This is a genomic window from Acinetobacter sp. QJM3NY_42, from assembly GCF_056173745.1.
Window position 1 is genome coordinate 1,621,267 of sequence record NZ_CM149689.1, and the last position, 18,862, is coordinate 1,640,128.

Annotated in this window: 20 protein-coding genes; 6 read left to right on the plus strand and 14 right to left on the minus strand. The window is 41.1% G+C overall.

Annotated features, from left to right (window positions below; translation table 11 throughout):
- Positions 1-113: 113 nt before the first annotated feature.
- Entirely contained in the window at positions 114-1,199 is a 1,086-nt protein-coding gene (gene trmA, locus AC0VYT_RS07625; RefSeq protein ID WP_005020009.1) for a tRNA (uridine(54)-C5)-methyltransferase TrmA, read from the plus strand.
- Between the two features lie 240 nt (positions 1,200-1,439).
- The gene (locus AC0VYT_RS07630; protein WP_005020007.1) at positions 1,440-1,667 is read left to right on the plus strand and encodes a hypothetical protein; all 228 of its coding nucleotides are present in this window, start codon (positions 1,440-1,442) and stop codon (positions 1,665-1,667) included.
- Positions 1,668-1,760: 93 nt separating this feature from the next.
- On the opposite strand, the gene AC0VYT_RS07635 is transcribed toward AC0VYT_RS07630, so the two are convergent.
- From AC0VYT_RS07635 to rutD, 8 genes are all read right to left on the minus strand, one after another.
- Positions 1,761-2,642 (minus strand): NAD(P)-dependent oxidoreductase, encoded by an 882-nt coding sequence (locus AC0VYT_RS07635; RefSeq protein WP_005020006.1) that lies wholly within the window; start codon positions 2,640-2,642, stop codon positions 1,761-1,763.
- A gap of 80 nt (positions 2,643-2,722) precedes the next feature.
- Positions 2,723-4,075 (minus strand): solute carrier family 23 protein, encoded by a 1,353-nt coding sequence (locus AC0VYT_RS07640; RefSeq protein ID WP_005020005.1) that lies wholly within the window; start codon positions 4,073-4,075, stop codon positions 2,723-2,725.
- A gap of 41 nt (positions 4,076-4,116) precedes the next feature.
- Entirely contained in the window at positions 4,117-4,644 is a 528-nt protein-coding gene (gene rutF / locus AC0VYT_RS07645) for an NADH-dependent FMN reductase RutF (protein ID WP_228127194.1), read from the minus strand.
- Positions 4,645-4,800: 156 nt separating this feature from the next.
- Positions 4,801-5,184, minus strand: coding sequence for a pyrimidine utilization protein C (rutC, locus tag AC0VYT_RS07650; protein WP_005020003.1), 384 nt, complete (start codon positions 5,182-5,184; stop codon positions 4,801-4,803).
- A gap of 34 nt (positions 5,185-5,218) precedes the next feature.
- The gene (gene rutB / locus AC0VYT_RS07655) at positions 5,219-5,959 is read right to left on the minus strand and encodes a pyrimidine utilization protein B (RefSeq protein WP_005020002.1); all 741 of its coding nucleotides are present in this window, start codon (positions 5,957-5,959) and stop codon (positions 5,219-5,221) included.
- Positions 5,956-7,068, minus strand: coding sequence for a pyrimidine utilization protein A (gene rutA / locus AC0VYT_RS07660; protein ID WP_005020001.1), 1,113 nt, complete (start codon positions 7,066-7,068; stop codon positions 5,956-5,958). The genes rutB and rutA overlap by 4 nt, the downstream gene beginning before the upstream one ends.
- 785 nt (positions 7,069-7,853) lie before the next feature.
- A complete protein-coding gene (locus AC0VYT_RS07665) occupies positions 7,854-8,453 on the minus strand; it encodes a malonic semialdehyde reductase (protein WP_005020000.1) in 600 nt (199 codons plus the stop codon).
- 20 nt (positions 8,454-8,473) lie between these two features.
- Positions 8,474-9,256 (minus strand): pyrimidine utilization protein D, encoded by a 783-nt coding sequence (rutD, locus tag AC0VYT_RS07670; RefSeq protein WP_005019999.1) that lies wholly within the window; start codon positions 9,254-9,256, stop codon positions 8,474-8,476.
- A gap of 280 nt (positions 9,257-9,536) precedes the next feature.
- On the opposite strand from rutD, the gene AC0VYT_RS07675 reads away from it, so the two are divergent.
- Positions 9,537-10,070, plus strand: a complete 534-nt coding sequence (locus AC0VYT_RS07675) for a lecithin retinol acyltransferase family protein (RefSeq protein WP_005019997.1) — start codon at positions 9,537-9,539, stop codon at positions 10,068-10,070.
- Positions 10,071-10,087: 17 nt separating this feature from the next.
- Here the strand turns inward: AC0VYT_RS07675 and AC0VYT_RS07680 are convergent, their stop codons facing one another.
- The gene (locus tag AC0VYT_RS07680; protein ID WP_228127193.1) at positions 10,088-10,831 is read right to left on the minus strand and encodes a hypothetical protein; all 744 of its coding nucleotides are present in this window, start codon (positions 10,829-10,831) and stop codon (positions 10,088-10,090) included.
- 81 nt (positions 10,832-10,912) lie between these two features.
- Complete coding sequence (locus AC0VYT_RS07685) at positions 10,913-12,637, minus strand: glutamine--tRNA ligase/YqeY domain fusion protein (protein ID WP_005019995.1); 1,725 nt, start codon at positions 12,635-12,637, stop codon at positions 10,913-10,915.
- A gap of 167 nt (positions 12,638-12,804) precedes the next feature.
- Here AC0VYT_RS07685 and AC0VYT_RS07690 point away from each other — a divergent pair, with 167 nt between their 5' ends.
- From AC0VYT_RS07690 to nfsB, 3 genes are all read left to right on the plus strand, one after another.
- On the plus strand, positions 12,805-13,314 hold the full coding sequence (locus AC0VYT_RS07690) for a peptidylprolyl isomerase (RefSeq protein ID WP_005019994.1): 510 nt from the start codon (positions 12,805-12,807) through the stop codon (positions 13,312-13,314).
- Between the two features lie 18 nt (positions 13,315-13,332).
- Positions 13,333-14,052 carry a UDP-2,3-diacylglucosamine diphosphatase gene (locus AC0VYT_RS07695; protein ID WP_005019993.1) on the plus strand — a complete coding sequence of 240 codons (720 nt, stop codon included), beginning with the start codon at positions 13,333-13,335 and terminating at the stop codon, positions 14,050-14,052.
- 121 nt (positions 14,053-14,173) lie between these two features.
- A complete protein-coding gene (gene nfsB, locus AC0VYT_RS07700) occupies positions 14,174-14,827 on the plus strand; it encodes an oxygen-insensitive NAD(P)H nitroreductase (RefSeq protein ID WP_005019992.1) in 654 nt (217 codons plus the stop codon).
- A gap of 305 nt (positions 14,828-15,132) precedes the next feature.
- Here nfsB and AC0VYT_RS07705 read toward each other — a convergent pair whose 3' ends face one another.
- The 4 genes from AC0VYT_RS07705 to AC0VYT_RS07720 form a co-directional block, all read right to left on the minus strand.
- Positions 15,133-15,987, minus strand: coding sequence for a DMT family transporter (locus AC0VYT_RS07705; RefSeq protein ID WP_005019990.1), 855 nt, complete (start codon positions 15,985-15,987; stop codon positions 15,133-15,135).
- An 88-nt stretch (positions 15,988-16,075) separates the two neighbouring features.
- A complete protein-coding gene (fba, locus tag AC0VYT_RS07710) occupies positions 16,076-17,113 on the minus strand; it encodes a class II fructose-bisphosphate aldolase (RefSeq protein ID WP_005019989.1) in 1,038 nt (345 codons plus the stop codon).
- 124 nt (positions 17,114-17,237) lie between these two features.
- Positions 17,238-17,534: a hypothetical protein gene (locus AC0VYT_RS07715; RefSeq protein ID WP_005019988.1), complete on the minus strand. Its 297-nt coding sequence runs from the start codon at positions 17,532-17,534 to the stop codon at positions 17,238-17,240.
- A 139-nt stretch (positions 17,535-17,673) separates the two neighbouring features.
- Complete coding sequence (locus AC0VYT_RS07720; protein WP_005019986.1) at positions 17,674-18,861, minus strand: phosphoglycerate kinase; 1,188 nt, start codon at positions 18,859-18,861, stop codon at positions 17,674-17,676.
- Position 18,862 lies beyond the last annotated feature (1 nt).

Below are 18,862 nucleotides of genomic sequence, written 5' to 3' on the forward strand. Positions count from 1 at the left end.
ACTGTATAAAGACCGGCAAAAGCACAGCACGTTAAAAGGCAGGACTGATTTTTATTCCTGCCAATCTTTGTTAAGATGCGGCATCGATTTTCACCTGTTTTTGTTGATTCTTTATGACCGCGACCTATCAAGCCCAACTTGAAGCAAAAATTCAGCGTATTTCTACTCAATTTGCCGAATTTAACCCGCCTGCCCTGGAAGTATTTGGATCACCTGAACAGCATTTCCGGATGCGTGCTGAATTCCGTATCTGGCATACCGATCAGGATATGTTTTATGCCATGTTTGAACGTAATCCTGAAGACCAGCAAAAAACAGTTATTCGTGTAGATGAATTCCCAATTGCAGACCACAGCATTAACCAGCTTATGCCGATTTTACTTGCAGAACTCAAAGCAGACCCTCTGCTTGAAAAACGTCTGTTCGAGGTTGATTTCCTTGCTACTTTAAGCGGTGAGATGCTGGTTACACTGATTTATCACCGTAAACTCGACAATGAGTGGGAAAAGGCAGCAAGAACTCTGGCAGAAAAGTTAAATATTAAGATTATTGGGCGGAGCCGCGGTCAAAAGCTGGTATTAACTGATGACTTTGTTGTAGAAGAATTACAGGTATTAGAACAAAAATTTAAATATAAACAGATTGAAGGTGGTTTTACTCAGCCTAATGCAATTGTCTGCCAGAAAATGCTTGAATGGGCATGTAAAGCTGCTGAGGCATCACAAAAGCATCTTTTGGAACTCTATTGCGGTAATGGTAATTTTACGCTACCGCTTTCTTTAAAATTTGAGCGGGTGCTGGCAACCGAGCTGGCCAAAAGTTCAGTTTATGCAGCGCAATGGAATATTGAGCAAAATGGAATTGACAATATTCAGGTGGCCCGCCTCTCAGCTGAAGAGTTTACCCAAGCTTTCAATGGTGAACGTGAATTCAGACGTTTGCAGGAAGCAGAAATTGACATTCAGAGTTATGAGTTCGATACTGTTTTTGTTGATCCGCCACGTGCAGGAATCGATCTGGATACTTTAAAATTATTACAACGCTTTGACCGGATTATCTATATTTCCTGTAATCCTGACACCCTGCATGATAATCTTAAAATCTTATTAGAAAGCCACAAAATTTTAAAGTTTGCCATGTTTGACCAGTTTCCATATACCCATCATGTGGAGACAGGTATTTTGCTGGAAAAGATTTAAACAATTTGTATCATATGTAAAAGAGATTATTTTTATAATCTCTTTTTATTTTATAAAAAATATAACTAATACATATAGTTGTAAGTTATAAGATTTCTCCTCTGTCATAAAACTGTTAATTCGTAACGGTAAAATTAAAAGTTTTAACTGTTGAGCTCATCTTTTAAGACTTAGGATGACTTGTATTTTATTTTAATTTAGCTATATTTCCGCATATGTTAGGTTGATTAATATAAATTTATGAGTTTTTGGCAAAAGCTGTTCTCCGCAGACCAGCAACAGAACGCACATAAAAACCAGGTTGTTTGTGTCGAAAATGATTGTGCATGTAAAAGCAATGCACAACTTTTGGAAGCGTTGGCGAAAGCCACCAATGAAGATGTCATCGCAGGGATTACCCGGGTATTGGTATCACGTGGTTATAGCCGGAAAGAATTGAGTGAAATTTCTCATCATCCAATTCAGTAAAATACCTTGCTGGAAATAATCTTAAAAAAGTCCTGTTTATACAAAGGACTTTTTATTAACAAATATCTAATTATATAGAACAACAAGATTTATTCAGGCAGATTGCAGGGTTAGATTATTCCATTGCTCCAGCTGCTGTACCACACTGGAAAAGTCACTTTCTGAGGGTAAATTATTACTGGCAGAACGATACAGCTGCTGTGTTAACTGCAAAACCGGCATTATAGTTTGAGTAGTGCCTGCAAGCTGTGTAGCAATAGTGGCATCTTTCGCAAGCAGGTTTAATGCAAAAGTTAAAGGAAATTCACGACTCAACACGCGTTGTGCAAAAATGTGATGAGACATATTACTTTGACCACTTGAGGCATTAATACATTTTAGGGCTGCATCCAGTTCGACCCCTTGGCTTTTTAAATTACACATACCTTCAGCCAACGCCCATAAATTTGCTGCCATCAAAATATTGTTTACCGCTTTTACTGCAAATCCCGAACCACTTTCGCCTACATGCTGAATCAGACCGGCAAAAGTTTGAATGGCCGGGTTTGCCTGCTCTAGCATATTCGGGTCTCCACCAACCATAACGGTTAAGGTGCCTTTTTCTGCCCCTATAGTCTGTCCTGAAACTGGCGCATCAAGATAGGTTACGCCCTGCTCTTTTAATTGTTGTTGTAGCCGCTGTGCTGATTGTGGCTCTCCACTGGTACAATCTACCCAGATACTACCCGTTTTAGGTTGTGCCTCTTGAATAATCTCCTCAACCTGCTTACTGGTAGGTAAACAGGAAAAAATAATATCGGCCTGTCCCGCTTCTTTAAGACTGGTGGCTTGTGTTGCGAACACTCTGGCATGTTCTTTGGCCTTGCTGGCAGTACGGTTCCAGACCCGGACATCTGTATATACTTTGGTCAAATGGCTTGCCATATGCCAGCCCATTGCACCCAAGCCAATGAATGCTACAGATTTTATTGTCATAGTTACTTCCATAAAAGATAAGGTTTTTTAAAAACTGATAAATTTTTTATCAACTACTTTGTATCTGTACTGTTCTAGATTTATTCTTTAACGGGCATGGCAGGTGAAGTTAAAGGTGTTGTACCTGAACCAGTTTTAAGAGTCCGTGTTTCACGATTAAAAACCAGATTCATCAGAATTGCAGCAAAGGTTGCAGTACCAATTCCGCCTAAATCAAAGTTGCCAATATGCAGAGAATAATTACCTGCACCCATAATTAGAGCGATCGCAGCGACGATCATATTGCCATTCTTGCTAAAATCTACCTGATTACTAATCCAGATACGTGCTCCTGCGATCGTAATTAGACCAAAAACTACAATTGAAGCGCCGCCCAGAATTGCTACTGGAATGGTGCTGATCAGACTACCGAATTTTGGGGATAAACCTAACAGGATTGCAAAAACACCAGCAATAACAAAGACAACAGTAGAATAAATTTTAGTGGCTGCCATTACCCCAATATTTTCAGCATAAGTCGTCATGCCTGTACCACCTACTGAAGCTGAAAGTGTGGTACATAAACCATCTGCAAAGAAAGCCCTTCCCATATATGGAGAGATATTTTGCCCGGTCATCGCACTGACCGCCTTAAAGTGGCCGAGGTTTTCAGCAATTAAAATGATAAACACAGGTGCGATCAATAAAATGGCATTAAGCTGGAATACCGGCTGATGAAAAGCAGGTAAACCGAACCAGGCCGCATTGGAAATAGCGTTAAAATCGATTGGTTTACCTAAACCCATGACATTGGCGCAGACAAAGTATATCGCGTAGGACATGACCAGACCGATCAGTAATAGTAGACGACGAATCATGCCTCGGGTAAAAACGGCAATCGTACCAATACATAAAATAGTTACAAGTGCCATCCATGCATCGAAATTATTGGCTGAAACACTTTTAATGGTAACCGGGGCAAGATTTAACCCGATAATCATGACAATTGTACCGGTTACTACAGGTGGCATGAGTTTCTCAATCCACTGAGTACCAGTTCGCATGACCATTAAACCTACAATTGCATATAAAACTCCACATACAATTGTTCCGCCTAAAGCAAGCGCGATATTGGGATTACTGCCAGCTCCAGCATAGCCAGTGGCTGCAGCTACGGCGCCAATGAATGCAAAACTTGATCCCAGATAACTCGGCACATGGCCGCCTGTAATGAGGAAAAATAAAATCGTACCGATACCCGTAATGAGCATCGTCAGGCTCGGATCAAAACCCATCAATAGAGGGGCCAGAATAGTTGCTCCAAACATGGCAAAAGCATGCTGGGCGCCCAGTACCATGCTTTGCCCTACTGGCAGATATTCATTCATTGCTACAGGCGTTTTTTCAAGATTTCCCCGATAGGGACGCCATCTGACAAACCAACGTTCTTTCATGTCTACTACCCCCAAAGTTTATTTTTATTTCTGCAATAGATTTAGTGGTGTTGAGTAAGCTGGTGATAGGCGCGGTCAAAATAAACCAGACTGCGAGCTCCTGATTTTTGTTGAATACTTAGTACTTCACAGAAAAAAATATCATGTGTACCTACGCTACTGATCTGTTTAACCTGACAGTCAAAAGCCAGCATGGCGTCTTGCAATACCGGTGAACCAGTCGTCAGAGTTTGCCATTCGCCCTGTGCAAAACGCTCTGCCATTGGTGTTTTGCCGCCGAACAGATTACTCAGATTTTTATGCTCCAAAGCGAGCGTGTTAACACATAACACCTGATTCTGCTTGAAAGTTTCATAGACTGATGCATTACGGTTCAGGCAGACCAATAATGTAGGTGGCGTATCGGTTACACTACATACAGCAGATGCAGTAAAGCCCGCACGTCCCGCTGGTCCGTCGGTACTGATAATATTGACTGCTGCCGCCAGATTGCTCATGGCGTTCCTAAATAACTGCTGGGTTTCATTTAAAACCGGTTTTTCTGAGGCTGATGACTCTTTTAATTTCATCAGAGATGCCGAAAGTTTTGTACTCACTGCCAGATCTTTTGCTACAACTGAATTCATGTGTAATTCTCCTCAATAGTAGAAAGATGCCAGGTTCGTGCGGAATTTTTTAGCCTTTAATCTGTTCTAGCATCTTTCTCAATATGGTCCATGATGCGATTAGCCAATATGAGCAACCGAAGCAATTTCAATCAGAGCTTCGGGTTTCACCAGCCCGCATTGGATACAGAAACGGGCTGGTTTTTCATTTGGGAAAAATTCTCTATAGACAGTATTGATGGCAGCATAATCTGCCCAGTCTTTTAAAAATATGGAATTAAAGGTCACATCATCCATCGTACCGCCCGCTGTCTCGATGACATTCTGAATAGTACTAAGTACATGTCGGGTCTGGGCAGCAGCATCTCCTACAAAGACCACCTCATTATTTGTGTCTAAGGGTAAGGTACCGGATACATATACAATATTGTCGGCCAAGGTTGCTGGAACGTAAGGCGCCAAAGGCGTACCGGTACCTTCTGGTATAATTACTGTTTTTGCCATGTTTCTTCTTCCAATTTTTTATTTAAAAAATAACTTATGCTGCTGAGCTCTGGGACTGTTTTTGACTAAAACACTGTTGCATGCTGGCTACATCAGAAACCCAGCCAAAAAAGGTTTTAACGTTATATAAAGTGGCTTCATGCGCTTCACGCGGACCAGCCTGATAGCAGGCATCATCAAGTAATACACCGAAGTATTCCAGGAAGAAGCCATCTCTTAAGGTGGACTCTACGCAGACATTCGTCGCAATTCCGGTGAGTAATAAATTACGGATACCGCGTGCACGCAGCACACTGTCCAGACTAGTATTAAAGAAACCGCTATAACGAGGTTTATCGATAACAATATCACCCGTTACAGGCTGTAGCTCATCAACCAGCTCATAGTCCCAGCCGCCTTTAGCCAGTAATTTTCCCTGTAGCTCCGGCTGCTTACGCATAGTTTTCAGGGCATTTGACTTATGAAAATTTGGCGAACCTGCTCCGCCAGCTTCTACATAATGCTGGTCCCAGCCATTTCTGAAATAAATCACCTGAATACCTGCCTGATGGGCAATATCCATAGCTTTTTTAATTTGCTCAATGACTGGTTGTGTAGTAGATACATCAAAACCGGCCAAGTCCAGATAACCACCTGAACTGGCATATGCATTTTGCATATCCACAATAATCAATGCTGTCTGTTTGGGATCGAGCTTGATTGCTTCAGGAGCAGCATTCAAAATTGGTGCAGAATCTGAAGTAAAGTCGGCACATATTGCTGATTTCATATTCATGCGCTTTTCTCCAGTGCAGTGACCTGGCTTGGTACAGGGCTATCTACTTCAATACGACTTTTCATCAGTGGCTGAATTCGGGTTCCGAAATCTTCTATACCTTTTATAAAATCATCAAAAGTCAGAAGAATACCGTCTGTACCTTGAACTTCTGCAATTTCATCAAGCATGGCAGCCACTTTTTCATATGAGCCTACCAGAGTACCCATATTGATATTGACTGGAGATACACTGGAAGCCATATGCCGTATATTGGTGTCATTACCCGAAATCTTGTCTTTTCCGCCTTGGTCCTGTAACCACTGGATAGCTTTCATGTCAGCCCCATTATTATAGTTTTGCCATTTTGCCTGAGCCTTCTCATCAGTTTCATCAGCAATGATCATAAACAGTACATAAGTCGAAACATCACGGCCTGTCTTATCTGTCTGTGTTTTTAGACGTTCATTAATACCGGCATAGGCCGTTGGAGTATTTAAGCCCTTACCAAAAACGAAATTATAATCAGCATACTTTGCCGAGAATGCCAGTCCTTCATCAGACTGGCCTGCACAGATAATTTTCATGTCTGCCTGAGGCACTGGCTTCACCTGGCAGTCATCCATCTTGAAAAAATCACCTTTAAAGTCAGAGTGGCCCGTTGCCCATAACTCTCTTAATACCTGCACATATTCTGAAAGATATTCATAACGTTTACCAAAGTACTCGTCTCCCGGCCACATACCCATCTGGCTATATTCTGGCTTTTGCCAGCCAGTTACTACATTCAGACCAAAGCGGCCATTAGAAATAGAATCAATTGTGGAAGCCATTCTTGCTACAATTGCCGGTGGCATAACTAATGTAGCAGCTGTTGCATAAATCTGGATTTTGGACGTAACCGCAGCCAAGCCAGCCATTAATGTAAATGTTTCCAGGTTATAATCCCAAAATTCAGTCTCCCCCCCGAAACCGCGCAACTTGATCATGGATAAAGCAAAGTCAAAACCGTAATGTTCAGCACGCTGTACGATTTCTTTATTCATTTCAAAACTTGGTTGATATTGTGGTGCTGTTTTCGAGAGCAACCATCCGTTATTACCAATTGGACAAAAAACGCCGACTTTCATATTCGTACCTCTCTTTTAAAACTTCTCGAGTAAAAGGACCAAGTACATCAGTTCTTCTTGCTTGTATTTTTATTAATGCAAGGTACATGCCAATATTTTTTATTCTTTAATATCAAAATATTAATAAAAAATTGAGGTATTATTTTTTTTACCATTTAGTCTAAATAGGTGTATCAAAAAGTATCACGCGCACAAAATATGTGCATACAGTGCAAAATTTAAAGGCTTTTGAAAATAACTAATAAGATGAGTAGCTTTCATAGAATCTTAGACTGGCTCTATCCAGAATAGAAATGAATAACAGAGTTAAACCAAGTTTAAATATCAAGCGCACCATGACGTAAAAAACAGCGGTACATTACTCGCAAAGGTATTAAAATTATTTTTAAGATCTATCTTGAGTTGTATAAATATAGAGAAAATTATTAAAAATCAGAATTAGGGCAGTTCTATTAAATATAAATACTGTGAATAAAAGGAGTAATCTGTGCTTTAAAACGCAATACCACTGCAACAGTGGCTTTGTTAAGCTTCTTATGAAATATAAGTTTCTCAAGAAAATAATCGAAGCATACTAATAAATATAAATTAGATAAGGGCTCAAGAGTAGTATTTTTAATTAGATAGTGCATCAGGAACAGCAGTATAAGCATCCTTGATTAATCGCAGCAGAAATCTATTCAAAGCTAATTTTTTAACTATTAATAATTTATTTAAGATTTAGTATTTTGATTTTTTAGAATTACTCGAGCAGCAACAACCCGTATGTTCCTGCTCGATAGGCTTTAGAGTATTTTGCAGGTTTTTTCAAAATTTAGTCGAGGTAACCGCTCAAACAGTTTTTCTGTAGCTCCATAGCCAATATTAATCAGCAGGTTAGATTTCCAACTGATACCTGCAAAAAAAGTTTCATCAATTAAAGCTGGATTAAAACCGGACATTGGACCGGTATCTAGACCCAAGCTCCGACAGGCCAAAATCAGATAAGCTGCTTGCATGGAACTGTTACGAAAAGCCGTTTCATATGCCAGTTCTGGACTTGAAGTAAACCATGACCGGGCATCTCCATGTGGGAAAAGTTCAGGCAGCTGCTCATAAAATTCTGCGTCATAAGCTACTACCACTGTTACAGGCGCGCTCATTGTCTTTTTCAGATTCCCAGATGATAGGGCCGGTTTAAGTTTGGCTTTGGCTTCGGCCGATCTGATAAACAAAAACCGCGCAGGTGAACAGTTTGCCGAAGTGGGAGCCATTTTCACTAGATCGTAAATCTGCATAAGCTGCTCATCGCTTACATCACGTTCCTGCCATGCATTATAGGTACGTGCTTCAGTAAATAACTGCTTGAGTACATCCTGCTCTAGGCCTTGCTGATAAATTGTCATTTTCTACTCCCTATATCAGATTAATCTGTTGTTTTAGTTAAAAATTTAATTAGTATCTCATTTACGCTTTGAGCTTGGGTTATGGTACTGGCATGACCGCCATTTGGCATTAATTCCAGTTCAGCATTTTTAATCAGCTTGGCAAGTGCCAGCCCCCGTTTCCATGGCACCAGAAAGTCATCCTGATTGGTTAACACCAGAGTAGGATTTTGAATCTGACGCGCAACTTCAAAAGGTTGATAATTCTGTAATGCATGAAGCCGTTTAAAGACATTTTCTAGAGGTGCAAAAATACCGATCATTTTGTTTTCCTGTTCATTCAATTGCAGTGAATGTGCGGAAATCCAGGCTGGCGGATATAAAAATAAGGCCTGAGCCCGTATATAAGCTTCAATACCTGCATACCGAAGTAAAGCAATACGGGTACTAAAACACTTTTCAGTATGCGAATCGAGCCGGTCCCAAGCATTAATAAGGACCAGTCTATTGACCAGCTCAGGATAAAGCCGCACAAGTTCTATGCCTATAAACCCACCTAGGGCATGTCCTATAAAATGACAGTTTTGCTGTTGGTGCTGTTTTAAAATTTTTGCCAGCTGCTCTGCCAGATGCTGTATAGAATAATTTTCCGGTAATTCTGGACTCTGCGATCCTATACCTTCATGGTCATAGCAAATAACCTGAAAATATTCTCTTAATGCTTCAATCTGCGGCTGCCAAAAATTCGCGTGGCCACCTAGGCCCGAACTGAGCACCACTGTCTGAACAGAATGGTTTTTACAGGGATAAATTTCAACAGTCATACACTCATCTGCTTTAGTTGAATTGTTTTATTCCCAGCAAAAAACATACCAGTTTTGACCAAACGGTCAATTTTCCATGAAGCGTTAAATGAAAAATATTTTTATTTTAAAAGAATTGTATAAGCCACCCTTAACAGTTTTTTATTTTTTCTAAAAAATCTGAATATTCAATAAAAGTGTTAAAACGCGCTATATTGTGACAGCCTACACTAATTTTAGGTATAATCCTGACCCTGCTTTCAATAAAGTAATCCCAACGATTTATTGGAATAAAAACAATATGCAGTCACGACGCGTAAAACGCTTCACTGTTGGAGCGCATTTAATTGTTAAACATTTTGGCTATACTCACCATGGTATTTATGCCGGGCGTGGTCGTGTGATTCATTATTCTGGTTTTGCCCATCTATTTAAAAAACATCCTATCGAAATGACCTCACTCAAGAACTTTTCTCATGGCAAGAAAATTTCTGTACGCCACTATGAAGCTCCAAAATATAGTGGCCGCACGGTAGTTAGACGTATGCGTTCCCGCATGCATGAGAATCAGTATCATCTTATTATTAACAACTGTGAGCATTTATGTAGCTGGGCCATTACCGGGGTCGAGAGCAGCCCGCAAGTGGTGAAGATGATGAATCGTCTGACAACTATCGGTTATGTCAGTTCAATCATGAGCTATATGAACAGCATGATGATTACCGTGGCTACCACATCCTTTGCGCTAGTATTGTATATCAAGAAAAAACTGCGGGATAAGGCAAAAATGCAGATTCCTTCTTATCTCATCTATAAACAGGAAGAAAAAAAGTAGTCTAACGCTAACGGGTTTTATTGTTTAAATAAAATAAGTGGTTTCATTGCATATTGAAATAGCAATTGCAGAATGATTGCTGCAATTATGGCAAGGATAAGCGCAAACCAGAAACTCATATATGGCCATGCCATTACCAATATAAAAAAGAAAAGTACAAGCGAATATAAGCCCCGTACTGTACCTCGATATAGAGTAGTGACCGCATCGGCACCTTGTGTGATATGCGTAAAAACTGCCAGAATCGAACCAATAATTGGAAAAACTGCTAGTAATCCACTCCATGTTCCACCCACCAGATCAGCAGCCTGTGTAACTATCAGCGTGAATACACCACCTGCTAACATTCGTACCGGCAGATCTTTTGCATGAGCTGCAGGTCGATACACCCAATTTTTCCGAGGTAATAAGTACGGTGTGAAGATCAAACCGAGTAATGCTATACAAAGGGCAAGATAAATATTTTTTGGTAAAAGTACCAGAAAGCTAGAAATAACACTCCAAACCAGCGTTGCCAGAAGAAAAGTCATCCACCAGTTAAGTTTCAGACTTAACCAGCAATAAGCTATCCCAAAACTCAGTAAGGCAATTACACCGGTAACAGCTGCTGTCGCAGTATATATACCAAACCCAACCCCCTGCTCTAAAGCAACCAGCACCACTATCGGGCCAGCAACTACCGGCATACCGGCCAATATGCCGGCAACCGTTGTTCCCCAGCGCCGACCGGCCAGACTGACCAGTAAGATAAAAGCAGGCACTATTAGCAGCTTTAACCATATCATATTTATATTATGCCCTTTAAAAAAAGAAGCCTCTTTCACAAGAGGCTTCTTTTAAGTTTATTTACCCGGTTTAAAACTGTCTCTCAAATCGAGAATTCTATTAAATACCGGTTTTTCAGGAGAATGGTCATAACGATCGGCCACAAAATAACCTTCACGCTCGAACTGGAAACGGTCTTCCGGTTGAGCTTGTGCCAGTGCAGGTTCAATTACAGCCTGAAGCACTTTGAGTGATTCAGGATTGAGGTTAGCCAAGAAGTCATCTCCAGTTTCCGGATCTGCTTCAGTAAACAGGCGATCATAAATACGGACTTCTGCCGGTATACCTTGAGTTGCAGAAACCCAGTGGATAACACCTTTTACTTTACGCCCTTCCGGATTTTTACCCAGAGTTTCTGTATCAATTGAACATTTCAGTTCTACTACCTCACCGCCTTCATCTTTAATAACTTCATCGCATTTAATGACATAGGCATGACGTAAACGAACTTCACCGTCTGGTATGAGGCGTTTAAAACCTTTTGGCGGCACTTCTTCAAAATCTTTACGGTCAATATAGATTTCGGATGTCAGCGGAATGCTCCGCTCACCCATATCTACATTTGGATGGCGCGCATGAACCAGATCCATGGCTTCTGCCAGATTAGTTAAAGTTACTTTAAGTGGATTTAGTACTGCCATACCACGTGCTGCACTATTTTCCAGTGACTGACGGATACAGAACTCCAGCATTGCCACATCAACAATACCGTCAGTTTTCGAAACACCTACTCGCTTGCAAAAATCACGCAATCCTTCTGGAGTAAAACCGCGACGGCGCATACCCACAACTGTTGGCATTCGAGGGTCATCCCAGCCATGTACATGCCCACCTTCTACCAGCTTACGCAGTTTACGTTTTGAAGTAATAGTATAGTCGACATTCAGACGGCTAGATTCGTACTGGCGCGGTACAGCGGGTGAGTGGACTTTCTCGACGACCCAATCATAAAACGGACGATGGTCCTGGAATTCCAGAGTACAAAGCGAATGTGTGATACCTTCAATCGCATCAGACAACGGATGGGCATAATCATACATCGGGTAGATTTTCCATTTATTGCCTGTTTGATGATGCTCAGAATGCAATACACGATACAGAATCGGATCACGCATGTGGACATTTGGTGAAGCCATATCAATTTTAGCGCGGAGTACCGCTTCACCTTCACTCAGTTCACCATTACGCATCTGCTCAAAGCGTGTCAGATTCTCTTCAACACTTGCATCACGATAAGGTGAGTTTTTGCCTGGCTCTACAAAAGAGCCACGATTTAACTTAATCTGTTCTGGAGTCTGCAAGTCTACATAGGCATCGCCCTGCTGAATCAACTGAAGCGCCCATGTATAGAGCTGATCAAAGTAGCTTGATGCATAACGCGGCTCACCTTCCCACTGAAATCCAAGCCATTTCACATCATTAGCAATGCCATCTACATATTCCTGCTCTTCGGCGTCTGGATTGGTATCGTCAAAACGCAAGTTACATACACCTTGATATTCTTCTGCAATTCCAAAGTTCAGACAGATAGCCTTCACATGACCAATATGCAAATAGCCATTCGGCTCTGGTGGGAAGCGGGTGATTACTTTCTGGGTACGCCCGGCAGCCAGATCATCACTAATGACCTGACGGATAAAGTCTAAGCCTGCCTGTTGTTGTTGCTGCGCTTGATCGACTGTGGCTTCATTATTTGGTGTCGGGTTATTTGGCAGGGATGAAACAACATCATTGGGCTTCATAATAGATAATTCACTTCTAAATCAAAAAATGAGGATAATTAAAACGCTATTCAGTTTTTTTAACAAAGAAAATAACGTTTTTACTTGCCTTGTAGTTTACAGTTTGCTTATGCTTCTCTCAACCAAAAAACCCATGGCATTTTTGTCCATGTTCAGGAGATTAACCAATGAGTTTTCCTCAAGTCGAATTAAACACCAATAAAGGTCGTATTGTTCTTGAGCTTAATACTGAAAAAGCACCTAAAACTGCTGAAAACTTCCTGCAATATGTTCGTGACGGCTTTTATGACGGCGTTATCTTTCACCGTGTGATTGACGGTTTCATGATCCAAGGTGGTGGCTTCGACGAAAACTTTAAAGAAAAAGCAACTCGCGATGCAATCGAAAATGAAGCAGATAACGGCCTGAGCAATGACGAAGGTACGATTGCAATGGCACGTACCCAGGCTCCTCACTCTGCATCTGCCCAGTTTTTCATTAACGTGAAAAATAACTCTTTCCTTAACCATACAGGTAAAACTGCTCAAGGTTGGGGTTATGCAGTGTTCGGTAAGGTTGTTGAAGGTATGGACGTTGTTAATGAGATTAAAAATGTCCGTACTGGTAACCGTGGTTACCATGCCGATGTTCCTCTGGAAAATGTTGTAATCGAATCTGCTAAAATTATCTCTGAATAATTTTATGCAGGACACCTTGTGACCTATCTGTTTATTTCAGATTTACATTTGTCACCTGAACACCCTCGACTTGTTCGGGGGTTTTTAGACTTATTAAAACATTATGCAAACCAGCATACCCAGCTCTATATTTTAGGAGACTGGTTTAATGCCTGGATCGGTGATGATTATTCTGCGCCTTGGCTGGATGAAATTGTTCAGGCTTTACAGCAGTTCCATCAAGCTGGTAACACTATCTATTTTCAGGCCGGAAATCGTGACTTTGCCTTAGGCCAAAAATTCTTGGACCAGTTTCACGGTGTTCTATTGCCAGATATATATCAGTTGAGTATTGGTGCTTTAGCGTTCCGGCTAGAACATGGAGATTCACTTTGTACTGATGATATATCTTATCAACGCTTTAAAAAGATAATTCGCAACCCGCTTTTGCTGGGCTTTCTAAAACGTCTACCACTCGGTTTTAGACAAAAGCTGGCCAATGGATTCCGTCAAAAAAGTGCTGAGACCAAGCAGACCAAAGCTTATGAAATTATGGATGTTAACCAGCATACAGTTGAGCAGGTTCTGGAAAATTCCGATATTTTGATTCACGGCCATACACATCGCCCTGCAATTCATGAAATATATAATAAAAAGCGTATTGTGCTGGGTGACTGGAGAGAGCGTTCTGCTCAAATTCTGGAGATAAATCCGCTAGCAGAGCAAACAGAGTTAAAGTTGATAAGCTGGAATTATTAAACAAACAATATAATCCTGCTTCTTTAAGATAAAAATTGATTGAATTTACGAGTATTATTTAAAAAATATCGTATGATCAATCTCAATGATTTGAACCTAAATGCAGTGATGGAGTACATATATGGATCTGCTTGATATCGTACATAACCGCTATACGACTAAAGCTTATGACCCAACCAAGAGAATTTCACAGGAGCAGTTTGAACGCTTCCTGGAAATACTTCGTTATACTCCTTCATCAATTAACATTCAGCCTTGGCATTTCTTTATCGCTGATCATGAATCTGCCAAACAGCGTATTGCGAAAGCTCTAGTGGGTAAATACAGTTATAACGCACCTAAAGTATTAGACTCTTCCCATACTATTTTATTTTGTACTAAAGCCGATATTACTGAAGAACATCTTGAACATTTGTTAAATCAAGATACAGCAAGTGGACGCTTCAAGGATGAAACAGCCAAACAAGGACAGAAAGACAGCCGTAGTGGTTATGTTGATTATTACCGCAATGAAAAAGGTGATGTCCAGCGTTGGGCTGAAAATCAGACTTTTATTGCTCTTGGGCAAATGCTATTGGCAGCAGGTATTGAAGGTGTGGACGCTACCCCTATTGGTGGATTTAATGAAGATATTATCAGTGCAGAATTAGGCCTAACTGAATTAGGCTTAGTTCCATCAGTATTACTTACGTTAGGCTACCGCAGTGCAAGCGATTTTAATGCCAAGTTACCTAAATCACGCTTGGACAGAGAACAGATTTTTACCAAGCTATAAAATTCTAAATTGAGGAGAGGATATCTCTCCTTTTATAATTGTCATCATAATTTTATATAAAAATTTTAAAATCATTCAAAAACCGGAAACAAAAAACAATGTTACCTATTCCCAAACGTCTGCTTAAATTTAAATGTCTAGCTTGCGGCAGCATGTACATAGAACAAATAAATAGACGGCATATGCTTTCCTATCCAGCATGCCCAAATTGCCAGCAGCCAGGCCAGATACTTGGTAGTGTCAATAAACTGGATTATCTGCTTCATCCGGTAGCAGTGATAAAAACTTACTTACCTTAAAGCATATTACATGGCATATGCCAGACAGATTACTCCAGTCAATCCTAAAATTAAGCCGATTAATGTCGGGAGATTCAGTTTTTCTTTAAAGTACAGCAAACCACTCATCACGCCCAGTAATACCACCAGAATATTCATTCCAGCAAATACAATAGCCGGGCTATCTTTAAGTAGCATATGGGCTTTAATGTACAGAGCGATATTACAAAAATTAAGCAAGCCCAAACCTGAACCAGCTAATATATTTTTTTGTGACCACCAGTTTTTTTGTAAAACCAGAAAACCGCTTGAGAGTACAAAAGAAAAGAGAAAGGCCAGATTCAAGGCCAGCGCAAACTGTAAGCCTAAGCCTGTGGTGTATTTTAAAAGAATATCCACCAACGCGTAGCCTATCCATACACTCAATAGAAAAACCAAACCTTTTTTATGATCGGAAGTCGTTTTTTCCTGAAAATGTTGACCGAATAATAAACTGATTACTGCGACTATTCCTAGACCTATACCCAGCAGTTTACTAATACTGAACTGTTCCTGAAATATAGAAAAAGCAGCCAGTAGAGATAATACAACAGACAGGCGCTGCGCAATTTCGGTTTTCAGGATTCCTGCGTATTGTAGTGATCTGGCCAGACATAGAAATATACCAGGCAATAGCATACCTAAAATAAAAATCAGCCACCACGGGGTGGTATTTAAAGATACATGAGAAAAATCCGGTTTAAACCATATATAGCAAAGCAGACTGGCAACTGCATAATTGATAGTAATCATTTGCAGAGCATCGAAACCGTGTGATTTGCCCCATTTTAAGAATATAGACACTGCCACACTGCATAAGGCCGCCCCAAAAATCAGTTCCATCTTGCCACTCTTAGCTTGTTTTACTTGAGCTTATAGAAAAAGCCCACATCTGTGGGCTTTTAAATATTATAAAAAATCACGTAGTGAGTTATTTATAACGATCAACCATTTTTTCCAGTGAAATCGGACGGATTTTATCTGCATGGCCTGCCGTACCAAATGCTTCATAACGATCTACACAGATCTGTTTCATTGCATCAATAGTCTTGGCAAAGAATTTACGCGGATCAAATTCACTTGGCTGCTCAGCCATCATACGGCGCATTGCACCGGTAGAAGCCAGACGCAAGTCTGTATCGATGTTAATTTTGCGTACACCATGCTTGATCGCTTCTACCAACTGCTCAACTGGCACACCATAAGTTTCTTTGATATCGCCACCGTACTGGTTAATAATAGCTAACCATTCTTGTGGAACTGAACTTGAGCCATGCATAACCAGGTGTGTATTTGGTAGAGCCGCATGAATTTCTTTAATACGGTCAATTGCCAAGATGTCTCCCGTTGGTGGACGGGTGAATTTATACGCACCATGTGAAGTACCTACAGCAATTGCCAGCGCATCAACATTGGTATCAGCCACAAAACTGCGTGCTTCTTCTACAGAAGTCAACAGCTGAGAATGGTCAAGTATCCCTTCTGCACCTACGCCATCTTCTTCACCAGCCATACCGGTTTCAAGTGAACCCAGACAGCCAATTTCACCTTCTACTGAAACACCACAAGCATGTGCCATTTGTACAGTACGACGAGTCACATCAACATTGTATTCATAGGAAGTTGGTGTTTTACCATCTTCACCTAATGAACCATCCATCATCACCGAGCTAAAGCCAAGCTGAATTGAACGTTGGCAAACATCTGGGCTGGTACCATGATCTTGGTGCATAACTACCGGAATGTGTGGCCATTCTTCAATAGCAGCCAGAATAAGATGACGCAAGAACGGCGCCCCTGCATACTTACGGGCCCCCGCTGAAGCTTGTACGATCACAGGTGAATTGGTTGCGTCTGCAGCCAGCATGATTGCGCGCATTTGTTCTAAATTGTTTACATTGAACGCTGGTACGCCGTAGCTATGTTCTGCGGCGTGGTCCAAGAGCTGGCGCATCGAAATAAGTGCCATAATATCCTCCCAGGTAATGCGGCCTATTCTACCCTGTCATTTATTTCAATTCAGCAACAAAACACATGATTTAAAAAAAAATCCCTGCATTTGCAGGGACTTTTAAACAAAAGCCTACAATTTACTATATGGCTGTGCCTGTAGTAGCTGTTTCAGCTTCTGGTGCAGGCGTTTCTGCTGCTGGAGTCATAGAATCTTCAGCTGGTGCATTCGCTTGTTCAGGCGAAATATCTGTATTATTTTCATCCATGACTGGCTTGTCGATTGCATCAATTGCAGCTTGTTGTTCAGGTGTTATTTTTTCTTCTGCAGCAGGTGCATTTTGCCCCTGATCAGTTGCAGCTGCTTCTTCTTTCTTTGCACATGCAGTTAGTACCAGTGGTGCGACCAGCGAGATCACAAGCATAAATTTTAACTTCATTACCTTTACCCAAACAAAGAAGATCTAATGCAGATTATGTTATTGCACAAATATGACAGTTATATGAATCTAAAATGAAAACAGGCTGGACCAAGCCAACCTGTTTAAACTTAAAAAATTATAGAATCAGAAGAGTCTACTAGGCACGCTCTAGTAGCACGGCTACTGCTGGCAAGGTTTTGCCTTCTACAAACTCAAGGAAAGCCCCTCCACCAGTCGAGATATAGCCAATTTTGCCAGCGACTTCATATTTATCAATAGCTGCCAATGTATCTCCACCGCCTGCTATCGAGAAACCGGCAGACTCTGCAATTGCCTGAGAAAGCGTTTTGGTACCCTCTCCAAACTGGTCAACTTCAAATACACCGACCGGACCATTCCATAAAATAGTTTTTGAATTTTTAAGAATCTCTGCAAATGCCTGAGCTGTTTCTGGACCAACATCTAAAATCATATCATTTTCCGAAACTTCTGATACTTTCTTGACTACAGCTTGAGCTTTTGCCAATGAACCCAAGAAATCTTCAAAGTTAATTTCAGATGCATTAGCAACAACCACGTCAGTTGGCAAAGGGACAGAAACTTTCGCAGCAATCGCTTTTGCAGTGTCGACCAGGTCTGCTTCAAAAAGCGATTTACCCACGTTATAACCGGCGGCTGCCAAGAAAGTATTGGCAATACCGCCGCCAACAATTAACTGGTCACAAAGTGTGGATAAAGAATTTAAAACGTCGAGTTTAGTAGAGACTTTAGAACCTGCAACAATTGCTACCATTGGCTTTTCAGGTGTTTTTAGTGCACGGCCCAGCGCATCCAGTTCTGCTGCAAGCAGCGGCCCTGCTGCTGCAACCTTGGCAAAGCGTGCTACACCTTCTGTAGATGCTTCCGCACGATGCGCAGTACCAAATGCATCCATAACAAAGACATCACACAATGCAGCGTATTTTTGTGCCAGCTCAGGATTATTCTTCTTTTCACCTGCATTGAAACGCACATTTTCCAGTAAAACTACCTGGCCGGCCTGAACTTCAACGCCATCCAAGTACTCTGTAACCAACTGGACTTCCTGACCCAGTGCCTGAGACAGATAAGCCGCAACAGGAGCGAGTGACTGTTCCGGTTTAGGTTCACCCTCTACCGGACGACCCAGATGAGAACACACTATCACTGCTGCACCTTTTTCCAGCGCAGCCTGAATTGTCGGTAATGCAGCACGTAGACGTGCATCGCTTGTAATCTCACCATTTTTTACAGGAACGTTTAAGTCTTCACGAATAAGGACACGTTTGCCTGTCAGGTCAAGGTCAGTCATACGCTGAAAATTCATG